General features: G+C 58.8%; 16 protein-coding genes. 8 read left to right on the top strand and 8 right to left on the bottom strand.

Annotated elements, in window-relative coordinates; genetic code table 11:
- Positions 1-12 precede the first annotated feature (12 nt).
- Together B0G57_RS30810 and B0G57_RS04810 are read left to right on the top strand one after the other, a co-directional pair.
- Positions 13-216, top strand: a complete 204-nt coding sequence (locus B0G57_RS30810) for a hypothetical protein (RefSeq protein WP_146013314.1) — start codon at positions 13-15, stop codon at positions 214-216.
- Between the two features lie 50 nt (positions 217-266).
- On the top strand, positions 267-1,025 hold the full coding sequence (locus B0G57_RS04810; RefSeq protein WP_223258544.1) for a cupin domain-containing protein: 759 nt from the start codon (positions 267-269) through the stop codon (positions 1,023-1,025).
- Positions 1,026-1,196: 171 nt separating this feature from the next.
- Here B0G57_RS04810 and B0G57_RS04815 read toward each other — a convergent pair whose 3' ends face one another.
- Complete coding sequence (locus tag B0G57_RS04815; protein WP_026229441.1) at positions 1,197-3,308, bottom strand: 3-hydroxyacyl-CoA dehydrogenase NAD-binding domain-containing protein; 2,112 nt, start codon at positions 3,306-3,308, stop codon at positions 1,197-1,199.
- Between the two features lie 197 nt (positions 3,309-3,505).
- A complete protein-coding gene (locus B0G57_RS04820) occupies positions 3,506-4,318 on the bottom strand; it encodes an IclR family transcriptional regulator (protein WP_223258545.1) in 813 nt (270 codons plus the stop codon).
- Between the two features lie 300 nt (positions 4,319-4,618).
- Here B0G57_RS04820 and B0G57_RS04825 point away from each other — a divergent pair, with 300 nt between their 5' ends.
- Together B0G57_RS04825 and B0G57_RS04830 are read left to right on the top strand one after the other, a co-directional pair.
- Positions 4,619-5,620 carry a Bug family tripartite tricarboxylate transporter substrate binding protein gene (locus B0G57_RS04825; RefSeq protein WP_223258546.1) on the top strand — a complete coding sequence of 334 codons (1,002 nt, stop codon included), beginning with the start codon at positions 4,619-4,621 and terminating at the stop codon, positions 5,618-5,620.
- A gap of 146 nt (positions 5,621-5,766) precedes the next feature.
- A complete protein-coding gene (locus B0G57_RS04830) occupies positions 5,767-7,074 on the top strand; it encodes an NAD(P)-dependent oxidoreductase (protein ID WP_018439423.1) in 1,308 nt (435 codons plus the stop codon).
- 64 nt (positions 7,075-7,138) lie between these two features.
- On the opposite strand, the gene B0G57_RS04835 is transcribed toward B0G57_RS04830, so the two are convergent.
- The 5 genes from B0G57_RS04835 to B0G57_RS04855 form a co-directional block, all read right to left on the bottom strand.
- Positions 7,139-8,122: an aldo/keto reductase gene (locus tag B0G57_RS04835; protein WP_018439422.1), complete on the bottom strand. Its 984-nt coding sequence runs from the start codon at positions 8,120-8,122 to the stop codon at positions 7,139-7,141.
- A gap of 83 nt (positions 8,123-8,205) precedes the next feature.
- Complete coding sequence (locus tag B0G57_RS04840; protein ID WP_018439421.1) at positions 8,206-8,904, bottom strand: type 1 glutamine amidotransferase domain-containing protein; 699 nt, start codon at positions 8,902-8,904, stop codon at positions 8,206-8,208.
- 11 nt (positions 8,905-8,915) lie between these two features.
- The gene (locus B0G57_RS04845) at positions 8,916-9,965 is read right to left on the bottom strand and encodes an NAD(P)-dependent alcohol dehydrogenase (RefSeq protein WP_018439420.1); all 1,050 of its coding nucleotides are present in this window, start codon (positions 9,963-9,965) and stop codon (positions 8,916-8,918) included.
- Positions 9,966-10,067: 102 nt separating this feature from the next.
- Entirely contained in the window at positions 10,068-10,367 is a 300-nt protein-coding gene (locus B0G57_RS04850; protein ID WP_018439419.1) for a YciI family protein, read from the bottom strand.
- 31 nt (positions 10,368-10,398) lie between these two features.
- Entirely contained in the window at positions 10,399-10,965 is a 567-nt protein-coding gene (locus B0G57_RS04855) for a flavodoxin family protein (RefSeq protein WP_018439418.1), read from the bottom strand.
- 175 nt (positions 10,966-11,140) lie between these two features.
- Here B0G57_RS04855 and B0G57_RS04860 point away from each other — a divergent pair, with 175 nt between their 5' ends.
- The 3 genes from B0G57_RS04860 (at position 11,141) to B0G57_RS04870 (ending at position 14,315) form a co-directional block, all read left to right on the top strand.
- Positions 11,141-12,046: a LysR family transcriptional regulator gene (locus B0G57_RS04860; protein ID WP_026229439.1), complete on the top strand. Its 906-nt coding sequence runs from the start codon at positions 11,141-11,143 to the stop codon at positions 12,044-12,046.
- Between the two features lie 186 nt (positions 12,047-12,232).
- Positions 12,233-12,610: a hypothetical protein gene (locus B0G57_RS31280; protein ID WP_018439416.1), complete on the top strand. Its 378-nt coding sequence runs from the start codon at positions 12,233-12,235 to the stop codon at positions 12,608-12,610.
- 331 nt (positions 12,611-12,941) lie between these two features.
- Positions 12,942-14,315 (top strand): glycoside hydrolase family 28 protein, encoded by a 1,374-nt coding sequence (locus B0G57_RS04870; protein WP_018439415.1) that lies wholly within the window; start codon positions 12,942-12,944, stop codon positions 14,313-14,315.
- 139 nt (positions 14,316-14,454) lie between these two features.
- Here B0G57_RS04870 and B0G57_RS04875 read toward each other — a convergent pair whose 3' ends face one another.
- Positions 14,455-15,420: a PDR/VanB family oxidoreductase gene (locus B0G57_RS04875; protein WP_020566042.1), complete on the bottom strand. Its 966-nt coding sequence runs from the start codon at positions 15,418-15,420 to the stop codon at positions 14,455-14,457.
- A gap of 241 nt (positions 15,421-15,661) precedes the next feature.
- On the opposite strand from B0G57_RS04875, the gene B0G57_RS04880 reads away from it, so the two are divergent.
- The gene (locus B0G57_RS04880; protein WP_026229438.1) at positions 15,662-16,996 is read left to right on the top strand and encodes an MFS transporter; all 1,335 of its coding nucleotides are present in this window, start codon (positions 15,662-15,664) and stop codon (positions 16,994-16,996) included.
- Positions 16,997-17,018: the final 22 nt, after the last annotated feature.

Raw genomic sequence — 17,018 nt, forward strand, 5'->3', positions numbered from 1 at the left:
ACGAGTGACTCGATGAACCTGACTGTAGACCTCACAACCGAAGACGTCAACGAAAATGAAATTAGTTTCATTGATTGGAACACCGCAAGCCTGCCAGCAACACCGCTCCCATGCTTTTCATTCGCCTTTCTAGTTCCATTGGATGGAATCAATGCTGTTGTTCAGAACTCGTGCTACGATCCACGCGTGATTCGCCAGATGCCGGCGAACGCATAGGCATCGCAGATGCGGTCTGCGGACGGATGGCAGTTTCAAGGAGACTTTCAATGATCTACACACGAAGCGGCGCTGACGCTCTTTCCAGGAGAGACATCGTGGTTTCTCCGGGCACCGGAAACCAGCATTGGGGAACGGTGTTTTTCGGCCCTCGCAGCTCGAGCGCCGCCGGCGAGGGACCGCAGGCCACCATGTCAGAACTGCAGCCGCACGAGGCGGTTGTTCCGCACTTTCATGGTGTGACGATGTTCCAGCTGTTTATCGCGGGCTCCGGCACGCTCGGAAACAAGCAACAGCCGCTCGAGCCGCTGACGGTGCAGTTCAAGGACCACCACACCGCTTACGGCCCGATCGTCGCGGGTCCACAAGGCCTGTCATTCGTCGCGATGCGGATGTACACCGGCAACTCGGAACCGGTGTATCTGAACAAGGAGGGATACCGTGACCGGCTTAAGCCGAGCAAACGTCGTCATCTGACTTCCGAACGGGTGCGCTTCTCGATCGAGCCAGTGCTGAAGGAACGGGCCGAGCCCGTTTGGGAGACGCTTCTGAAGGACGACTCGGACGGCATGCATGCGCAGATCGTTCGACTCGGAGCGGGCCAGAGCGTCGAAGGCCCGAATCCTGGAGCCGCTGCTGGCTATTACGTGTTTGTCGGCAACGGTACGCTCGTGCATAACGACGAAGAACTGCCCCTCTGGTCCATGGTTGTCGTCGAGCCGAACGAAGAAAAATTTACCATCCGCTCCGGCGAAAAAGGACTCGAGGCATTGGTCCTGCAGTACCCGCGCGAGGAAAGCAACGATTAACGCAACAATCAGGCATTAAGTCCGACCCCGGAGACACGGAAACTGTCTTCGGGGATTGTTTCTGACGACACGACCTTCGATCCTCTGCTCACGAACCGAAGATCGATCCTCTGCTCACGAACCGAAGATCGATCCTCTGCTCACCAACCGAAGGTCATTGGCGGGTAAGCATCAGACGCCCGGCGCTCGCAGCTCACGCAACGGCAATCCCGCCGCCGCAGCTTCCAGCAAAAGGCGGGCCGGCCTCCACCGCTTGCCGAACTGCTCGTGCCACGCCTCAACCAGCCCGGCGACCTTGCGTGCCCCGACGGTATCCGCCCAATACATCAGGCCGCCGCGGTGACGCGGGAATCCGAACCCATACAACCACATCACGTCGACGTCGCTGGCACGGTATGCTTTTCCATCCTCGAGGATCTTGCAGACCTCGTTGACCGAAGCGAAAAGCAGGCGGTGAAGAATCTCGTCGTCCGAGAACTCGCGTTGCTCCACGCCGAGCTCCCGAGCGACGTCTGCAATGATCGCATCGACCTCGGGGTCGACGATCGGCTTCCGGTCTCCGGGGTTGTATCGGTACCAGCCGGCGCCATTCTTCTGCCCCTTTCGGCCGAGTTCAACCATCCTGTCAGGCACGTGCAGTTTGCGATACCCTGGATCTGCGGCAGCGCGCCGTTTCCGCGTGTCGTAACTGACGTCGAGACCCGAAAGGTCACTGACCGCAAACGGACCCATCGGATAGCCGAAAGCCTTCATGATGCGATCAATCTGATCAGGCCGGGCGCCTTCTTCCAGTAGCAACATGGCTTCCGTGACGAGTGGCGCACGACTGCGATTCGCGGCGAAGCCATCGCAGGACCCTGCTACCACACTAATCTTGTTAAGGTCCCGACCGAGCTTTGTAGTACGCAGGATAGTCTCGACGGAGCTATGGGTGCCCCGCACGACCTCGCACAGCTTCATCACATTCGCGGGTGCAAAGAAGTGAGCTCCGGCTACATCGGCTGGTCGGCGCGTCGCGTTCGCCATCGTGTCGATATCGATAGCAGAGGAATTGGTCAGCAACAGCGCACCTTCTTTCATGACGCTATCCAGCTTTTCGAAGACTTCCTTCTTGAGGTCGATGCGCTCGAAGACCGCCTCGATCACGACATCGGCGTCACCGATCTGCTCATAGTCGATCACGGGTTGGATATACGCCAGGCTCTCGTCCATCTCGCCTTGCGTCAGACTGCCGCGCTTCACCTTGGCCGCGTAGGTGTCCCGTGTCTTCTGCATCCCACGATCAAGGGCCTCCTGACTCGCCTCGAGAACCTTCACGGGAATTCGGGCATCGGCGAAACAGATGGCGATCCCTCCGCCCATGGTTCCGGCGCCAATCACCGCCGCGCTACGAACGGCTTCGCCCTTGTAATTCTCAGGCTTGCCCGGGATCTTGGCTGCCTCTCGCTCGGCAAAGAACGCATACCGCAGCGCCTTTGCTTCGTCCGAACTTTCGAGTTCCGCAAATAGCGACTGCTCGAGCGCAAGGCCCTCTTCGAATGAGCCATTCACCGCCATTTCAATACACGCCAACGCGCTGTGTGGCGCCTGTACGAACCGCGCCTTCGATGCGGCTTCGTCACGAGCACTTGTCCAATCATCCGGGTTGGCCTTCGCGTTCTCGATCTGCCCGTTCATGTCGCGAACCCGACGGATGCCCTTTCCTTCCGGCAGACGTTTGACGAAATCGATAGCTTCGGCAAGCGCAACATCATCCGCGATGATGCGATCAATGAGACCAAGTTCTAACGCATTTCTGGCGGAAACATGCCGGCCGCTGATGATGATATCGATCGCTGCTTTTGGGCCCACGAGTCGGGTGAGGCGTTGCGTCCCTCCTCCAGCGGGGATGATTCCGATTTTCACCTCCGGGAGCCCAAGCTTTGCGTCCGGGGTGGCGAATCTGTAGTGGCATGCAAGTGCATGCTCGAGGCCGGCCCCCAATGCATAACCGCGGATCACCGCGACGACTGGCTTTCGGCTCGCATCAAGGACCGCTGTGCTCACTGACGAAGAAACTTTCCGTTCCTTCCCAAACTGCCGGATATCGGCCCCTGCGATGAAGTTGCGGCCGGCTCCGGTTACCACGATTCCCTTGACCGCACCGTCCTCATTGGCCCGATCAAGGGACTCGATCAGGCCTTCACGCATCCCAGGCGCCAAAGCATTCACCGGTGCATTGCTTAGTGTTACGACTGCTACGCCCTCAATTACCCTGTATTCAACTGAAGCTTCTTCAGACATCGCCTACCTCCCGTCACCCGATTTGCCACGTAGCGAGCGATGCCTGGCCCAGACCTTCCCGAAGCGCACTTCGATCGCTCGGGAACCTCGATTCGTGCACGCTCCGCCCGCCGAAGATTGCAGTCGATCTTAGCATGCGTTCCGTTGAACAGCATCGATTCCATCCAACGGAACCGCAACCACGCAGCTCGCCCGGCTCAGCCGGCGAGGCGATGGGTCGTTACGCCCGTACTTTTGGTAAGGAATTGCGTATCGTCCTGCAAGTCGATCGCTGCCGCGCCAAACTGGCGCGAAATATCGGCGGCAGCGGTGAGAAGGCTACTGACGACGCATGCCTCGTTGACTCGCATTCGAATCGTCGGCGCGCCCACGGAAATGCAATACCTGACCTGATCGCCCGCATCGTAAATCGGAGCCGAAATCGCTGAGATGCCGAGAAGACGCTCCCCGTGGGATACGGCAAAGCCCTGGCTGCGAATCTGCTTCAACTCGTCCTCAAGTTCGCCCCGAGATCGCTTTGTCGCTCGCGCAACGTCGACGACCAGTGCCGAGAGTTTGTCTGGCGGCAGATGTGCCATCAATACCTTTGATGCGGCTCCAGCAATTAGCGGCACTTGCTCTCCGGGCTGGGCGACCATCCTGAGAGGTGCGGCAACCGTCGCTACGGCGTCAATGCAGATCCGATAGCTGCCTGAGAGCGCGTGTAGCGAGGCCGTTTCTCGTGTCAGATCGGCCAGTTGCAGCAGGATCGGCCGGGATATCTCACGAATGCCCAGCGTGCTCCGAACGTTGCCCGCCAAGCGCGTGAATTGAAATGACAGGCAGTACTGCTGATCCTCGAGCCGCACCAGATATCCCGCTTTCTCGAGGCTTTGGACGATACGGAACACAGTTGACTTGGGAAGCGCTATGTTATCGGCGATCTCCTGCAGCTTGAGACTTGTTCTGTCAATCGTGAAGCTCTCGAACACCGCAAGTATGCGTTGAACCGAGCGCATGGTCTCTTTCACGTGGTCACCTCCCGCTTCTGTTGCCCGCTGCGCCTAGCGAGCTCCTCGTTGCACCCGGCTGGGTTGAAAACTTTGCCCGCATGCTTTCGGGCCTCCCTTTCATGGGCGTTGGACTAAGTCAAGGCGGTGAGCAAGCTCGGAAATGTCATAGCCGCAAGAGTCCGCTCGCATCGGCTTGCGCAGTGCTCTTATGTTGTTCCGGTCACTGGAACGAGTACCATTATAGTCGATGTACAGTGTGAATCATACGCCTGTGTTGGCAATTCAAGACCGGAGGATGACGTGCGGAGGAACCTGATTGTGTCGGTTATCAAGCCGCTACTTGCAACGTTCATGTGGCTCTTCGCTGTCGCGGTATGCCCAGCGCCAGCTCGCGCGGAGAATAGCTACCCGTCCCGGCCTATCAGACTACTTGTCGGTTTTAATGCCGCCGGAGCCACGGATACGATTGCCCGCTACTATGCGTCGAAGCTCGGCGACGTCCTGCGAACGAGCGTTTATGTCGAGAACCGGCCCGGGGCGTATCAAATGATTGCGATCCGAACTCTCAAGGCCGCCTCCGCCGACGGTTATACGTTGTTCCTCATCACCGGCAGCGCGGCATCGCAGTATCCTGCGCTGCAGAAAGACCTCCCCTATGACCCACAGAAGGACTTCTCGTTCATTGGGCTGGTGGGAGAAGCGCCGGGCGTGATCGTCGCGAGCCGCTCTCTGCCTGTTTCTGACATTGCTGATCTTGTGAAGTACTGCAAGGCTCACCCCGGATTGCTGAACTTTGGATCCTCCGGCATCGGCTCAGCCAGCCACATCCAGATGGAATATCTGTCGAACCTCGCCGGGATCCGGATGACGCACATTCCCTTCAAAGCAGATGCCGAGATCGTCACTGCACTACTCTCCGGCTCGGTGCAGATCGGGATGACCCCAGTCCAGGGAGCACTGCCCGCCATTCAGAGCGGGATGGTGCGGGCCCTGGCCGTCACTGGGAAAAGACGTATCGAGTCCTTGCCGAATGTTCCAACGCTTGGAGAGGCGAGAATCCCCGGTTTGGAAAACGTCGATCCTTATACCTATTACGTGCTGGTCGGTCCTAAGGGTCTTCCCGCGGACATCACCCGAAAGCTCAACGACGCAATCAATGCTGTCTCCCGCATGCCCGAGACCGTCGCCTATATGCACAAGCTCGGGTACGAGCCCGGCATCACCACGCCCCAATCAGTCCAGGACTATGTGGCTCGAGATACGAGGAAATGGGCCGACTTCCATGCGGCAACGCGGTTCGATCTGCATATCGGTCAATGACTCGTCAGTTCCACTAACCGAAACACGTATCTAACATAGGCACACCTGCTACGATCACACTGCTGGCGCGCGAGCGTCCATCGCGGGATCTCGGCCGAAGATACCCCGACCGGATAGATACCACCAAAACACCATGTGAGGCGACGATGAACATAGGATACATAGGGCTTGGAGCGCTTGGCGGACAGCTTGCACGCCGGTTTCTACAAGACCACCAACTGACGGTATGGGACATCAATGCGGCGGCGGCCAGGAAACTGGCCGATGAGGGTGCGAGCGTGGCGCCCACCGCGATGGAACTCGCGAAACGTTCCGACGTTGTCTTCCTATGCCTGCCGCGCAGCGCCGATGTGAAGAAAGTAGTGTTCGCTCCGGACGGACTCGCGGCAGGGCTGACACCTGGCAAAATTGTCGTTGACCAGACGAGCGGCGTGCCGGATGAAACCCGGGAAATTGCGACCACGCTCTCACAAGTTGGTGTGCTAATGATGGATGCAGCCGTATCGGCAAGTCCTCAAATCGTTCCCAGCGGCAACGCGAATCTCATGGTGTCGGGGCCCGATGATGTTCTCTCCAAGGCCGAGCAGGCCCTGCGGGCTATCACCGAAAAGATCTTCCGCTGCGGGTCTAGAGTTGGCGACGGCCAGGCCATGAAAACCGTCAACAACGCGATGAACGCGGGTTGTCGGCTTGGCACGCTCGAGGTTTTGGCCTTCGGTAGAAAAGCAGGCTTAACGCTCGGGCAAATGGCTGATCGTCTCGCACACAGCGAAGCGCAATGTCAAATTACCGAGCGTATGCTGCCGGCGCTGATGCAAGGCAAGGCATCGACTGATTTCGCGCTGTCGCTGATGTTGAAAGATGTTTATCAGGCGCTGTCGCTCGGCATGAAACATAGCAGTCCTATGCCGATAACCAGCATCGTGCAGGGTCTTCTACAGATAGGGGCTAACTTGCATGGTCCGGGAGCGCGTCTTGAGGACATGGTCAACGTCATCGCATCGATGGCCGCAACGAGCATCACTGCCAGCTCGAATACTTCCATGGCAGTTCCAGAAGAAAAAAGCCAGGACGAACTCCTGACAATGATCGTCAGCATTGTTTCTTCGCAATGCCGTGCAGTGTCTTACGAATGCATCTCAACCGGTTTAAATTATGGCCTCCGACTGGAAGATATGGCTGAGGTCCTGTATAGCAGTTCGGGTTGGAGTACAGCGTCACGGAACATCTTTCACGAACTGATCGAAGGACAGCGCCCCGGTGCAGCGTCTATCGACGAACCCGCAGGACATCTACAGGAAGGGTGCTTGTACGGCAGCCGAATTGGCGCTCCCTTGATGATCGCCAACGAAACTCGATCGATTCTCGAACGGATGCGAAGCCAGTTTGGCTCGGCAAAACGCGTCGACGAACTATCGATCCTGTACCCTGCCGTGGCTCAACGCGCTGCTTGATCGGACTATCGGATGCGCGAATGTCGCCGCATCCTGGCTGCCGGTGTTGGAAATAGCGCTGACCCTACAGCCCGGAAAAGCGCAGCATGGCGTCCGGGTAGCGCGCGCCCTGAATGATAATGTTGGCCTGCTCGATCTCGTCGAGGTCGTCCTGATCGAGCCTGACGTTCAGCGCACCGATGTTCTCCTCGAAGCGTTCGAGCTTGCGTGTGCCGAACAGCGGCACGATCCACGGCTTTCGTGCCAGCAGCCAGGAGAGCGCTATCTGTGCCGGTGTCGCGCCGTGTTTCTCCCCGATCCTCCGGATGAGATCCACCAACTTTTGGTTCGCGGCGCGCGCCTCTTCGGCAAACCGCGGCGTCTGCGCACGGATATCGGAGCTGTCGAACGTCGTGTTGACGTCGATCTTCCCCGTCAGGAAACCCTTGCCGAGCGGGCTGTACGGCACCAGCCCGATGCCCAGCTCTTCGAGCGTCGGGATGACTTCCGCCTCTGGCTCACGGGTCCACAGCGAATACTCGCTCTGCAGCGCGGCAAGCGGCTGAACCGCATGCGCGCGGCGAATCGACTGAACACTCGCCTCGGACATGCCGAACCACAGCACCTTGCCCTCGGCTATCAAATCTTTCACTGTGCCGGCGACGTCTTCCATCGGCACTTCGGGGTCGACCCGGTGCTGGTAATAGAGATCGATATGGTCCGTGCGCAGGCGGCGCAAGCTACCCTCGATGGAGCGGCGGATCTGAGCCGGCTTGCTGTTGACGCCGCCCCGGTGTTCGCCCGTGTCCTGGTCGATGTCCCAACCGAACTTGGTCGCGATCTTGACCTTCTGACGCAGGGGTGCGAGCGCTTCGCCGACCATCTCTTCATTGGTCCACGGGCCATAGACTTCCGCGGTATCGAAGAAATCCATGCCGCGCTCGACGGCGGTGCGGATGAGAGCGATCATCTCCGCACGGTCAGGCAATTCCCGCGCCTTGCCGTAGCCCATAGCCCCGAGAGACAAGGCCGACACTTCGAGCCCTTGGCCGAGTTTCCGCTTGATCATGCTGCATCTCCTGTTTCGTCGCGCGGTGGTGTGCACATCGCAGCAGAGCGTGCCGTCAGCGCGACCGATGATCAGCTCCGCCTTCAGGTCGCCTGGTCAACGTTGAGCTGGCTGACAACCGCCTGGCCAACGCCGTGTGCCGAGGCGGGATTCTGGCCGGTCACGAGACGGCCATCGACGACGACGTTCTCGCTCCAGTTCGAAGCAGGACGGTGCAGCGCACCGCGCTGCTTTAACGTACTCGCCAGCAGATAGGGCACGACCTTCGTGTAGTTGACCTCGGCTTCCTCCTCGTCGGTGAAACAAGCAAGCTTCTTGCCGGCCACAAGGTAGCTGCCGTCCGAGAGCGTCGCGTTCACCAGCGCAGCCGGCCCGTGACAGACCGCCGAGACGATGCCGCCGGCTTCCCAGATCTCGCGAATGACTTTTTGCACGGCCGGGCTATCGGCGAAGTCCCACATCGTGCCGTGGCCGCCGGCGAAGAAAACGGCCGAATAGCGCGATGGATCGAGATCGCTGAGCACCAGCGAATGGGCAAGCTCGTCCCGGAAACGCTTGTTCTTCCAGTAGCGATCATTGACCGGGTCCGACAGATCGAAGAAATCGATTGGCGGGTGACCGCCACGAATGGAAGCGATTTCTACCGGGATGCCCGCTTCTTCGAACACGGCCAAAGGATGCGTCAATTCGACCATCGCAAAGCCGGTCGGCTCGCCAGAATCACCGCGGATCGGATGGCTGGTTACGACGCACAGAATTGGCTTGATGCGGGTGCTGTTCATGCGCACGGTCCTTAAGCTTTGAGTGAAGCCATGTCGATGACGAAGCGATATTTCACGTCGCTTTTCAACATACGCTCATAGGCTTCATTGATCTTCTGGATAGGAATGATCTCGACGTCCGAGACGATTCCATGCTCGCCGCAGAAATCGAGCATTTGCTGGGTTTCGCGCAGGCCGCCGATGAACGAGCCGGAAATTGCCCTGCGGCCACGCACGACTGAACCCGCATTCACAGGCGTGCTGAGCGGCCCCATGTAGCCGACGAGCACCAGCACGCCCTCCACCGCGAGGGTCGGCATGTAGCCATTGACGTCGTGATCATAAGGGACGGTGTCGATGATCACGTCGAAGCGGCCGGCAACGGCCTTCATCTGCTCGGGGTCGTTCGACAGCACGACGTGATCGGCACCGAGGCGAACCGCATCGTCTTCCTTGCCCGTCGAACGCGTGAACAGCGTGACATCGGCACCGAGCGCCTTGGCCAATTTCAAAGCCATGTGACCGAGCCCGCCGAGCCCGATGACCGCGACCTTGCTCCCCGCGCCGACATTCCAATGAACCAGCGGCGACCATGTCGTGATACCGGCGCAAAGGAGCGGTGCCGCGGCTGCTGGATCCAGGCCGTCGGGGAGAGACAGCACAAACTTGTCGCGCACGACGATGGCGTCCGAGTAGCCTCCATACGTGATAGTGCCGTCCTGCCGATCGACGCTGTTGTAACTGAACGTCGAACCCTCCACGCAGTCTTGCTCCCATCCTTTCAGACAAGGTTGGCAGTGCTGGCAGGAATCGACCATGCAGCCGACGCCGACCATGTCGCCCACCTTGAAGCGAGTCACGTTCTCGCCGACTGCGCGCACGCGTCCGACGATCTCGTGACCAGGCACGATCGGATAGAGGGTGAAGCCGCCATGGTTGCGCGCCAAGTGCAGATCGGTATGACAGACGCCGCAATAGAGAATATCGATCACGACATCGTTGGACCGAGGAGCGCGCCGCTCGAAGGCGAACTGTTGGAGCGGATCGGTCGCCGAATGAGCTGCGAAGCCCTTTGCATTCATGAAGTGCGGTCCTCGTCGCGCGTCGCGCGACCACAGTGGATGGATGACCCGTTCATGTCATAGGCGGTGATACGACGGGACGTGAGACATTCGTAGCCAAGCTCAGGCTTTACCGGGAGCGAACAGCGCTTCCCAGTTCGTGAAGGGGCCAAGCGGGATGACGTCCCAGCCGATCAGTCCGGCCTTGGCCAGTGGGAACTCGGCAAGCGCCCTCTTTGCGGCCTCGACAGACTCGGCTTCCGCGATGATGGCGACACCGGGACGGTCCTGTCGAAAATAGATGTCGCGGATGATGCCCTGTTTGTACATCTGCCACGAATGGCGGACTTCGTCCTGCATGTGCGGCTGGTATTTCTCGAGGCTGGCGCCCGGCTGGGGGACATCGAGGCAGAGCAGTTTCATCGTCGGTTTTCCTTAAGCGGTCAAGAACGGTTCAGGCGGGCTGGAAGCGGCCGACTATCGTCGCCACGCGGCGACCGAGGTACTGGGCTGTCGTCAGATCGCTTGCCGGAGGTGCCACATCGGGTGCCTGATCCACGTTCGCATGGGTCATGACACCCAGCCAGCTGCCCAGCCGGTTTAAATCATCAGGGCTGGCGGTGCTGCTGTTGTTGCCGGGCATGAGGTCGAGGCCGACCCAGATCATCCCGTGTTGCGCGGCAAATAGCGCCATCGATACGAGCGAGTTCAGCTTGTCGCCGTGCTGCGCACCGGAGTTGGTGAACCCCGCGGCGATCTTGTCGCGCCACTTGAGCTCGCTCCACGCAGCCTTCGTGGAATCCTCAAAGAACTGCTTGAGCCGGGCGCTGATCATGCCGTTATAGGTCGGCGAGCCGAAGATGATCGCGTCGCTCGCTTCGAGCGTTGGCCAATCGACGCCATCGGCGACCGCAAACAACTTCGCCTCGGCCCCGTGGACCTGTCCAACGCCTTCCGCGACGGCCTTAGCCACTCGCGCGGTGTGGCCGTAGCCACTGTCATGCACGATTGAAATCAACACCTGTTTGTCCTTGCCTTGAAGGTTTGCGCTTCCCGGGGAGTTGGTTGAATGGATTCTCAAGCGTGCCTGAGAATCTCGTTGCTGGTGGATTACTTTAAAGTAGAATTTCAAGAAACGTTGGCGGAAATAATTCTCCGATATGATTCCTAAATTTCTACAATCTTAAGAGCAAGCCGTGCGTGACAGATTCGATGGTGTGCAGTTGTTCGTGGAGGTCGTCGACGCCGGCGGCTTTGCGAAAGCCGGTGAGCGTTTGTCGCTGACGCGCTCGGCGGTCGGCAAGGCTATTGCGCGTCTGGAGGAACGACTGGGTGTGCAGCTGTTTCAGCGCACAACCAGGAATCAGTGCCTTACCGAAGACGGACAGCAATACTACGAGCGCTGCCTTCGAGCGATCGAAGAATTGCGCGCTGCGGAGACCATGCTGGAAAACGGCCGACGGGAAGTGGTTGGAAAGTTGCGCATCACGCTCCCCACCCTGTTCGGTCGCTACTGCGTCGCCCCAGTTCTTCGATCGTACGCGCGCGAGCATCCGAAGCTCGAACTGGAATTGAACTTCAGCGATCGACAGGTCGACGTGATTGCTGAGGGATTCGACCTCGCGGTGCGCAACGGCCTAGCGGGTAACGGCGCTACGCTGCGCGCGCGTCGTCTGGTGAACCAGCGCAAGGTTCTATGTGCGTCGCCTGCCTATCTCGCAGCCAGGGGCGAACCGCACACGCTGGCGGACCTGGCGAAGCACGACCTGCTCCCCTACTGGCGCAACGAGCACGGTTTGATCTGGCTGCTTCCTGACGCGACAGATGTGCTTGTCGATTTTCAGCCCACTTCCCGATTGCGTTTTGACGATCTTGAGGCGATTGCCGATGCCGCCGCCGACGGCATGGGTCTGGCCTGGCTTCCCTACTGGCTGATTCGCGACCGGATGCGATGCGGCGAGTTGGTCGAGATCTGGGGACATCGGCCCACAGCCGTCATGGAGTGCTACGCCGTTTGGCCGGCCGCGGAGTACCTCCCTCTGCGGTCACGTCTGGCTATCGATGTACTCGCCACCGAACTGCCGAAACGCCTGGAGGATTAGTCGCGCAATTGCCCGTTCGACCCGTCGCGCAGACTGATCGAGACGATGCCCGACGATGTCGTTAAGAGAAGCGCGGCTTGAATGGTGCCAGAAACTGTCACCGCCCCCTACCTAGAATGACTCCGAGAACAAAGGGAAGCGAATCTCGCGCTCACTATCTCTGAGAAGGATAAGGTGGCAAGACACATGAAACGCATCCAATACAGCAGCTATGGCGGCCCTGAGCTCATGCGGGTGGAGGATTTCCGATTGCCTGCGCCGGGCAAAGGCGAGGTGTCCGTGCAGGTTAAGTTGCCGCGGCCACTCTCTTTCACCGCGGAAGAAATCCAGGCGCTCGTCCGCGTGATCGGCACGGACGACATTGCTACCGCGGAACTTCTAGTAGAACGCTACACTTCAACCGCCGCCAGCTCGTCAAGGAATGGCGCATCCAGGAGGTGCGACCATGCAATAGCCAAGGGAGCGTTTGCTAAGAAGTTGCAGTTGCGTCCTTCAACACAGTTCAGCGCGACGAGTAAGCCGCGAGATTGCCAGTCTGCTCTGCGACTATGGCTCGGAATTTGAAATCCGTTTTGCATGAACACTTAGCTTCAAGACTTAGTTTTAATCGACGATAGAAATGGGAAAGGTGAACGGCATTTTTCTCATTATCGAGCGTCGGCCCGCGAGGGCGAGTCCCCACCGATATCATCGCGCGCCGTGTCGTCTGACGTCTTATCTCGATTATGCGCTTACTTCGATGAGGCAGGTTTCGCCCGGATTTCCTGTGTTTCTCGAGAGTAAACCCTACTTTCACGTCTGTCGTCGCATGATATCGTACAACCGCGAGCGATCGTGTTCTCTCTAAGCTCGCGCTTTGGCACTCGCAACTTAATTAACAACTCACGGAGATGTCATGAAATTGAAATTTCAATTCAGCGCGGTCGTTTCCTTGACGCTATTCGCCAGTGCATTTTCACTATCGAGCGCGCATGCCGCGACTTGTAGTACTCCACAATGGACCTCGTCGGCGGATACGAATACCGCGAACCTTCAGGCAGCGATCAACAAGTGCGCGGGAGGGAACGGAAGTGTTGGTCTCGTCGACCTGACCGCAAATAACGGCATCTCGACGGCCGTCATCACGACTGTCAATCTCGCGAGCAATCTCGTGCTGAAGGTCGAGAAAGGATTCACGCTGAAGGGCAGCCCATCGCAGCCGTCCGACGGCGCGATGCTGGTTGGTGACAATGTCAACAATTTGACGATCACCGGCACCGGCGCAATCGACGGCGATGGTCAGGCGTACTGGCCCAGCGCCGTAGGCAAGAGCAACACCGCGCGACCGAAGCTGATTAAGATCACCGGGACGAACATCAAGGTCGGATCGAACTTCACCGACGCGGGTCAGCCTCAATCGATCGTCACATTCCCCACGTCGACGAATGATCCGAACAACGCGCTCATTATCCGCAATTCGCCAAAGGAACAACTCGTCATCGAGTCCGGCTCGTCGAACGTGACCATAGATGGCGTGTGGATCTACGCTAATCCGGCCAAGAACAGCAGCGGGCAAAATCTCGCGCCAAACACCGATGCCATCGACATCATCGGCACGCAGACGGCAAATATCCGCAACTGCCTGCTCGATACCGGCGACGACGACGTCGCGATCAAGTCCAATGCAGGCAGCGTGCCGACGTCGAACGTCAATATCAACCATTGCGTGGTCGGCGGCGGGCACGGCATATCCATCGGCGGCCAGGAAGCCGCCGGCAACACGATCGCCAAGCCCGGCGTTTCGCAGGTGACGGTGGATACGGTGCAATTTTTCAAGACAGATTACGGCTACCGGATCAAAACCGATGAAACCACGAAGGACAGTGGCGCAACAACGGGCGTGAACTACTCGAACACGTGCATGCGCAGTGTCGTGCAGCCGTTCCTGTTCACGTACGCTTATGCATCGGGTACCGGAGGAATGCCGCCCATCATTGCGAACGTGGCGATAAACAATGTCATCGCAACTGGGGCGACGACGCAAGGCGCGATCGTAGGCCTCGCGAACGACCTGATGGGTGAGCCGGCGTCGGGCAACAACGGGATCCGCATGATGAACACAACGATTACTGGTGGCAGCAACTTCACGGTCTCGTACGGCGAACTGCAGCTCGGCAACCACAGCAGCGTGAGCACGCACCTGGGAACGGACGGGCAGGTCGTGCCGATCAGCGATACGGGGCCGACCGTGCAATGCCCGAGTTCGATCATCATTCCCAAGCAGCTTTGACGAGCGCGTTAGGCGATCGGCCGGCTCGTGCCTTGGCGTCATCAGCAGTCGGCCGCACGTAGACGCACATCCAAATGATCACGCCGTATGGGCGGCGGATGGCGAGACCTCGCATCTCGTCCCGAGGGGCCGGCCCACTTCAGAGGTCCAGCAGGAGTTCCTCCGACGTCGCCCGCGACACGCAAACCATGACCTGGCTTTCCTTCTCTTCTTCCTGCAATACGAGATCTCGATGATCTGCCGTACCGCCGCAAAGCCGAGTCCGGCAGGAACCGCACGTCCCACTTTCACAAGAGCTGGCAATGCGGATTCCGGCATCGCGAAGCACCTCGAGGATGGTCTTGTCAGCCGGAATCTCGTATGTCCCACCTGACTGTGCGAGTTTGACAGTAAATGGTTTGTTCTCTCTGAGAACCGAGCTATCGACACCAAAGCTCTCGAAATGAATGCTTCCTGGCGACCAGTGTCCCGTCATATCCCTGACCGCATCCATCAACGCCCGCGGCCCGCAACAATACACGTGCGCTTTACCCGGCCGTTCGAACACCGACCAGAAGTCGAACGACTTCGAAGGGTCGCCATAGTCATGATGGATCTTTACGTACGGTCGCCACTCTTCGCCCGAGAGATCGTCAAGAAACGCCGTCGCCTCCGGATCGCGAGCGACGTATACCAACCGGAATTTGCGCAGCGCTTCCCAACGCAATTGATGCATCATCGAGAGCATCGGCGTAATACCGATTCCCCCTGCGATCAAGATGAACTCCTGCGCCCGCGCATCGAGCGGAAAGTTGTTCCTCGGCGCCGATGCGAAGATCAGATCACCCTCCTTGGTATCATCGATCATACTGATCGAACCACCGCGACCGTTGGCATCCCGCTTTACCGCAATCACGTAACGGTCGCGTTCCTCGGGACTGTTGCAGAGCGAGTAGCGGCGCCGGGCGCCGCTTGGTACCTGTACGGTGATGTTGGCCCCCGCCTCAAAGGGTGGCAGGTCGTCTCCGGCGGGACTGCGCAGCTCGAAACGCCAGATGTCGCGCGCCACCCGCTGCTTGCCCACGATTTTCAAACTTGACAGGACATCGTCCTGGAAGGGGCTCATACCGGTCTCCATGGAATCATTCGCGGCAATCGTGCCAGCGCTAACAATTAGATATATAATTATACTGCGATTCGGCGCGGGGTGCAGGTGGTGTTCGTCGGTACAAACCCTTGGTTGCCAAAAACTCTCAGCTTCCCTAACCTCTACAATTAGATGTCTAATTACAATGCTGACTGCGTGAGAGCGATCACCCCGCAGCCGGGGCATATCACGCATGAAGCAAGGAAACCCGGAGACGCAGATGACAGATTCAGCGCTGAGATATGGACATTCGTCCGGGCGCACCATAGCGGATGCACAGCAAGTCGAGGGAACTTACAGGAAGGTCACCCTGCGGTTGATGACTTTTCTCTTCTTGTGTTGGGTGCTCAACTATCTCGATCGGGTCAACGTCAGTTTCGCCCAACTACAGTTGAAGCAGGATCTGGGTCTCAGTGATGCAGCGTACGGACTCGGTGTGAGTCTTTTTTTCATCGGTTACATCCTGCTGGAAGTGCCGAGCACACTGCTGCTCAAACGAATCGGTGCGCGTCGGACTGTCACGCGCATCATGCTGCTGTGGGGCAGCATCTCGACCGTGATGGCATTTATGACGGCCCCATGGCAGTTTTACCTTGCTCGCACACTGCTGGGGGCAGCGGAAGCCGGTTTCTGGCCTGGCATCATCCTCTACCTGACTTACTGGTATCCCGCGGTGCGTCGCGCGCGAATCACATCGCGCTTCCTGCTGGCCATTGCGGCCGCAGGCGTTATTGGTGGCCCTCTTTCCGGTTTCATCCTTCAGAACTTCGCCGATGTCTGGGGCTATCGAAACTGGCAATGGCTGTTCTTTCTCGAAGGCCTTCCCGCGGTCATCGCTGGCGTCGTTGCGTTCTTTTATCTGACTGACCGTCCTGAGGAAGCACACTGGCTGACTAACGATCAGAAGCAGATCATCATCGACGACATCGAGGCGGACCGACGTGCAAAGCCCCATGATGCGCCGAACAGGCTGCTCGCTGCGCTTCGTGACCCGAAGGTCTATGTGATGGCCGCCGGTTGGGCGACCGTGCCGCTTTGCGGCACGATCCTGAACTACTGGACACCGACGATCATCAAGCTAGCTGGCATCAGCAACATACTGCACATCGGCCTGCTGTCGGCATTGCCTTATATCGTCGGCGCGGTCGGCATGCTGATAATCGCGCGAAGCTCAGACCTGATGCTCGAGCGCCGGTGGCACTTCATCGCATCGACGACTGCGGGTGCCATCGGAGCAGCGACGCTCACCCTGCTGATTCACAACTGGTCTGCGGCGATTATATGTCTCAGTCTCGTGTCGATCAGCTACTTCGCTGCCGCAGCGATAATCTGGTCCATCCCGCCAACCTATCTAACCGGCGATGCCGCGGCAGGTGGCATCGGCGTCATCAGTAGCCTCGGGCAGATCGGCGCGTTCTTCGCTCCGATCGCCTTGGGTTGGGTTAAAAGTGTCACGGGCACCTTTGCGGCCGGCCTCGTTCTCGTCGCCGCTCTAGTGTTCCTCGGGGGTGTCGTCGTCCTGCTCGGCGTGCCCGTCAAAAAGCTCGCCGCATGAGCGCCTTTTCACACAACACATA

Origin of the sequence: Trinickia symbiotica (assembly GCF_002934455.1) — a bacterium.
Taxonomy (GTDB): domain Bacteria; phylum Pseudomonadota; class Gammaproteobacteria; order Burkholderiales; family Burkholderiaceae; genus Trinickia; species Trinickia symbiotica.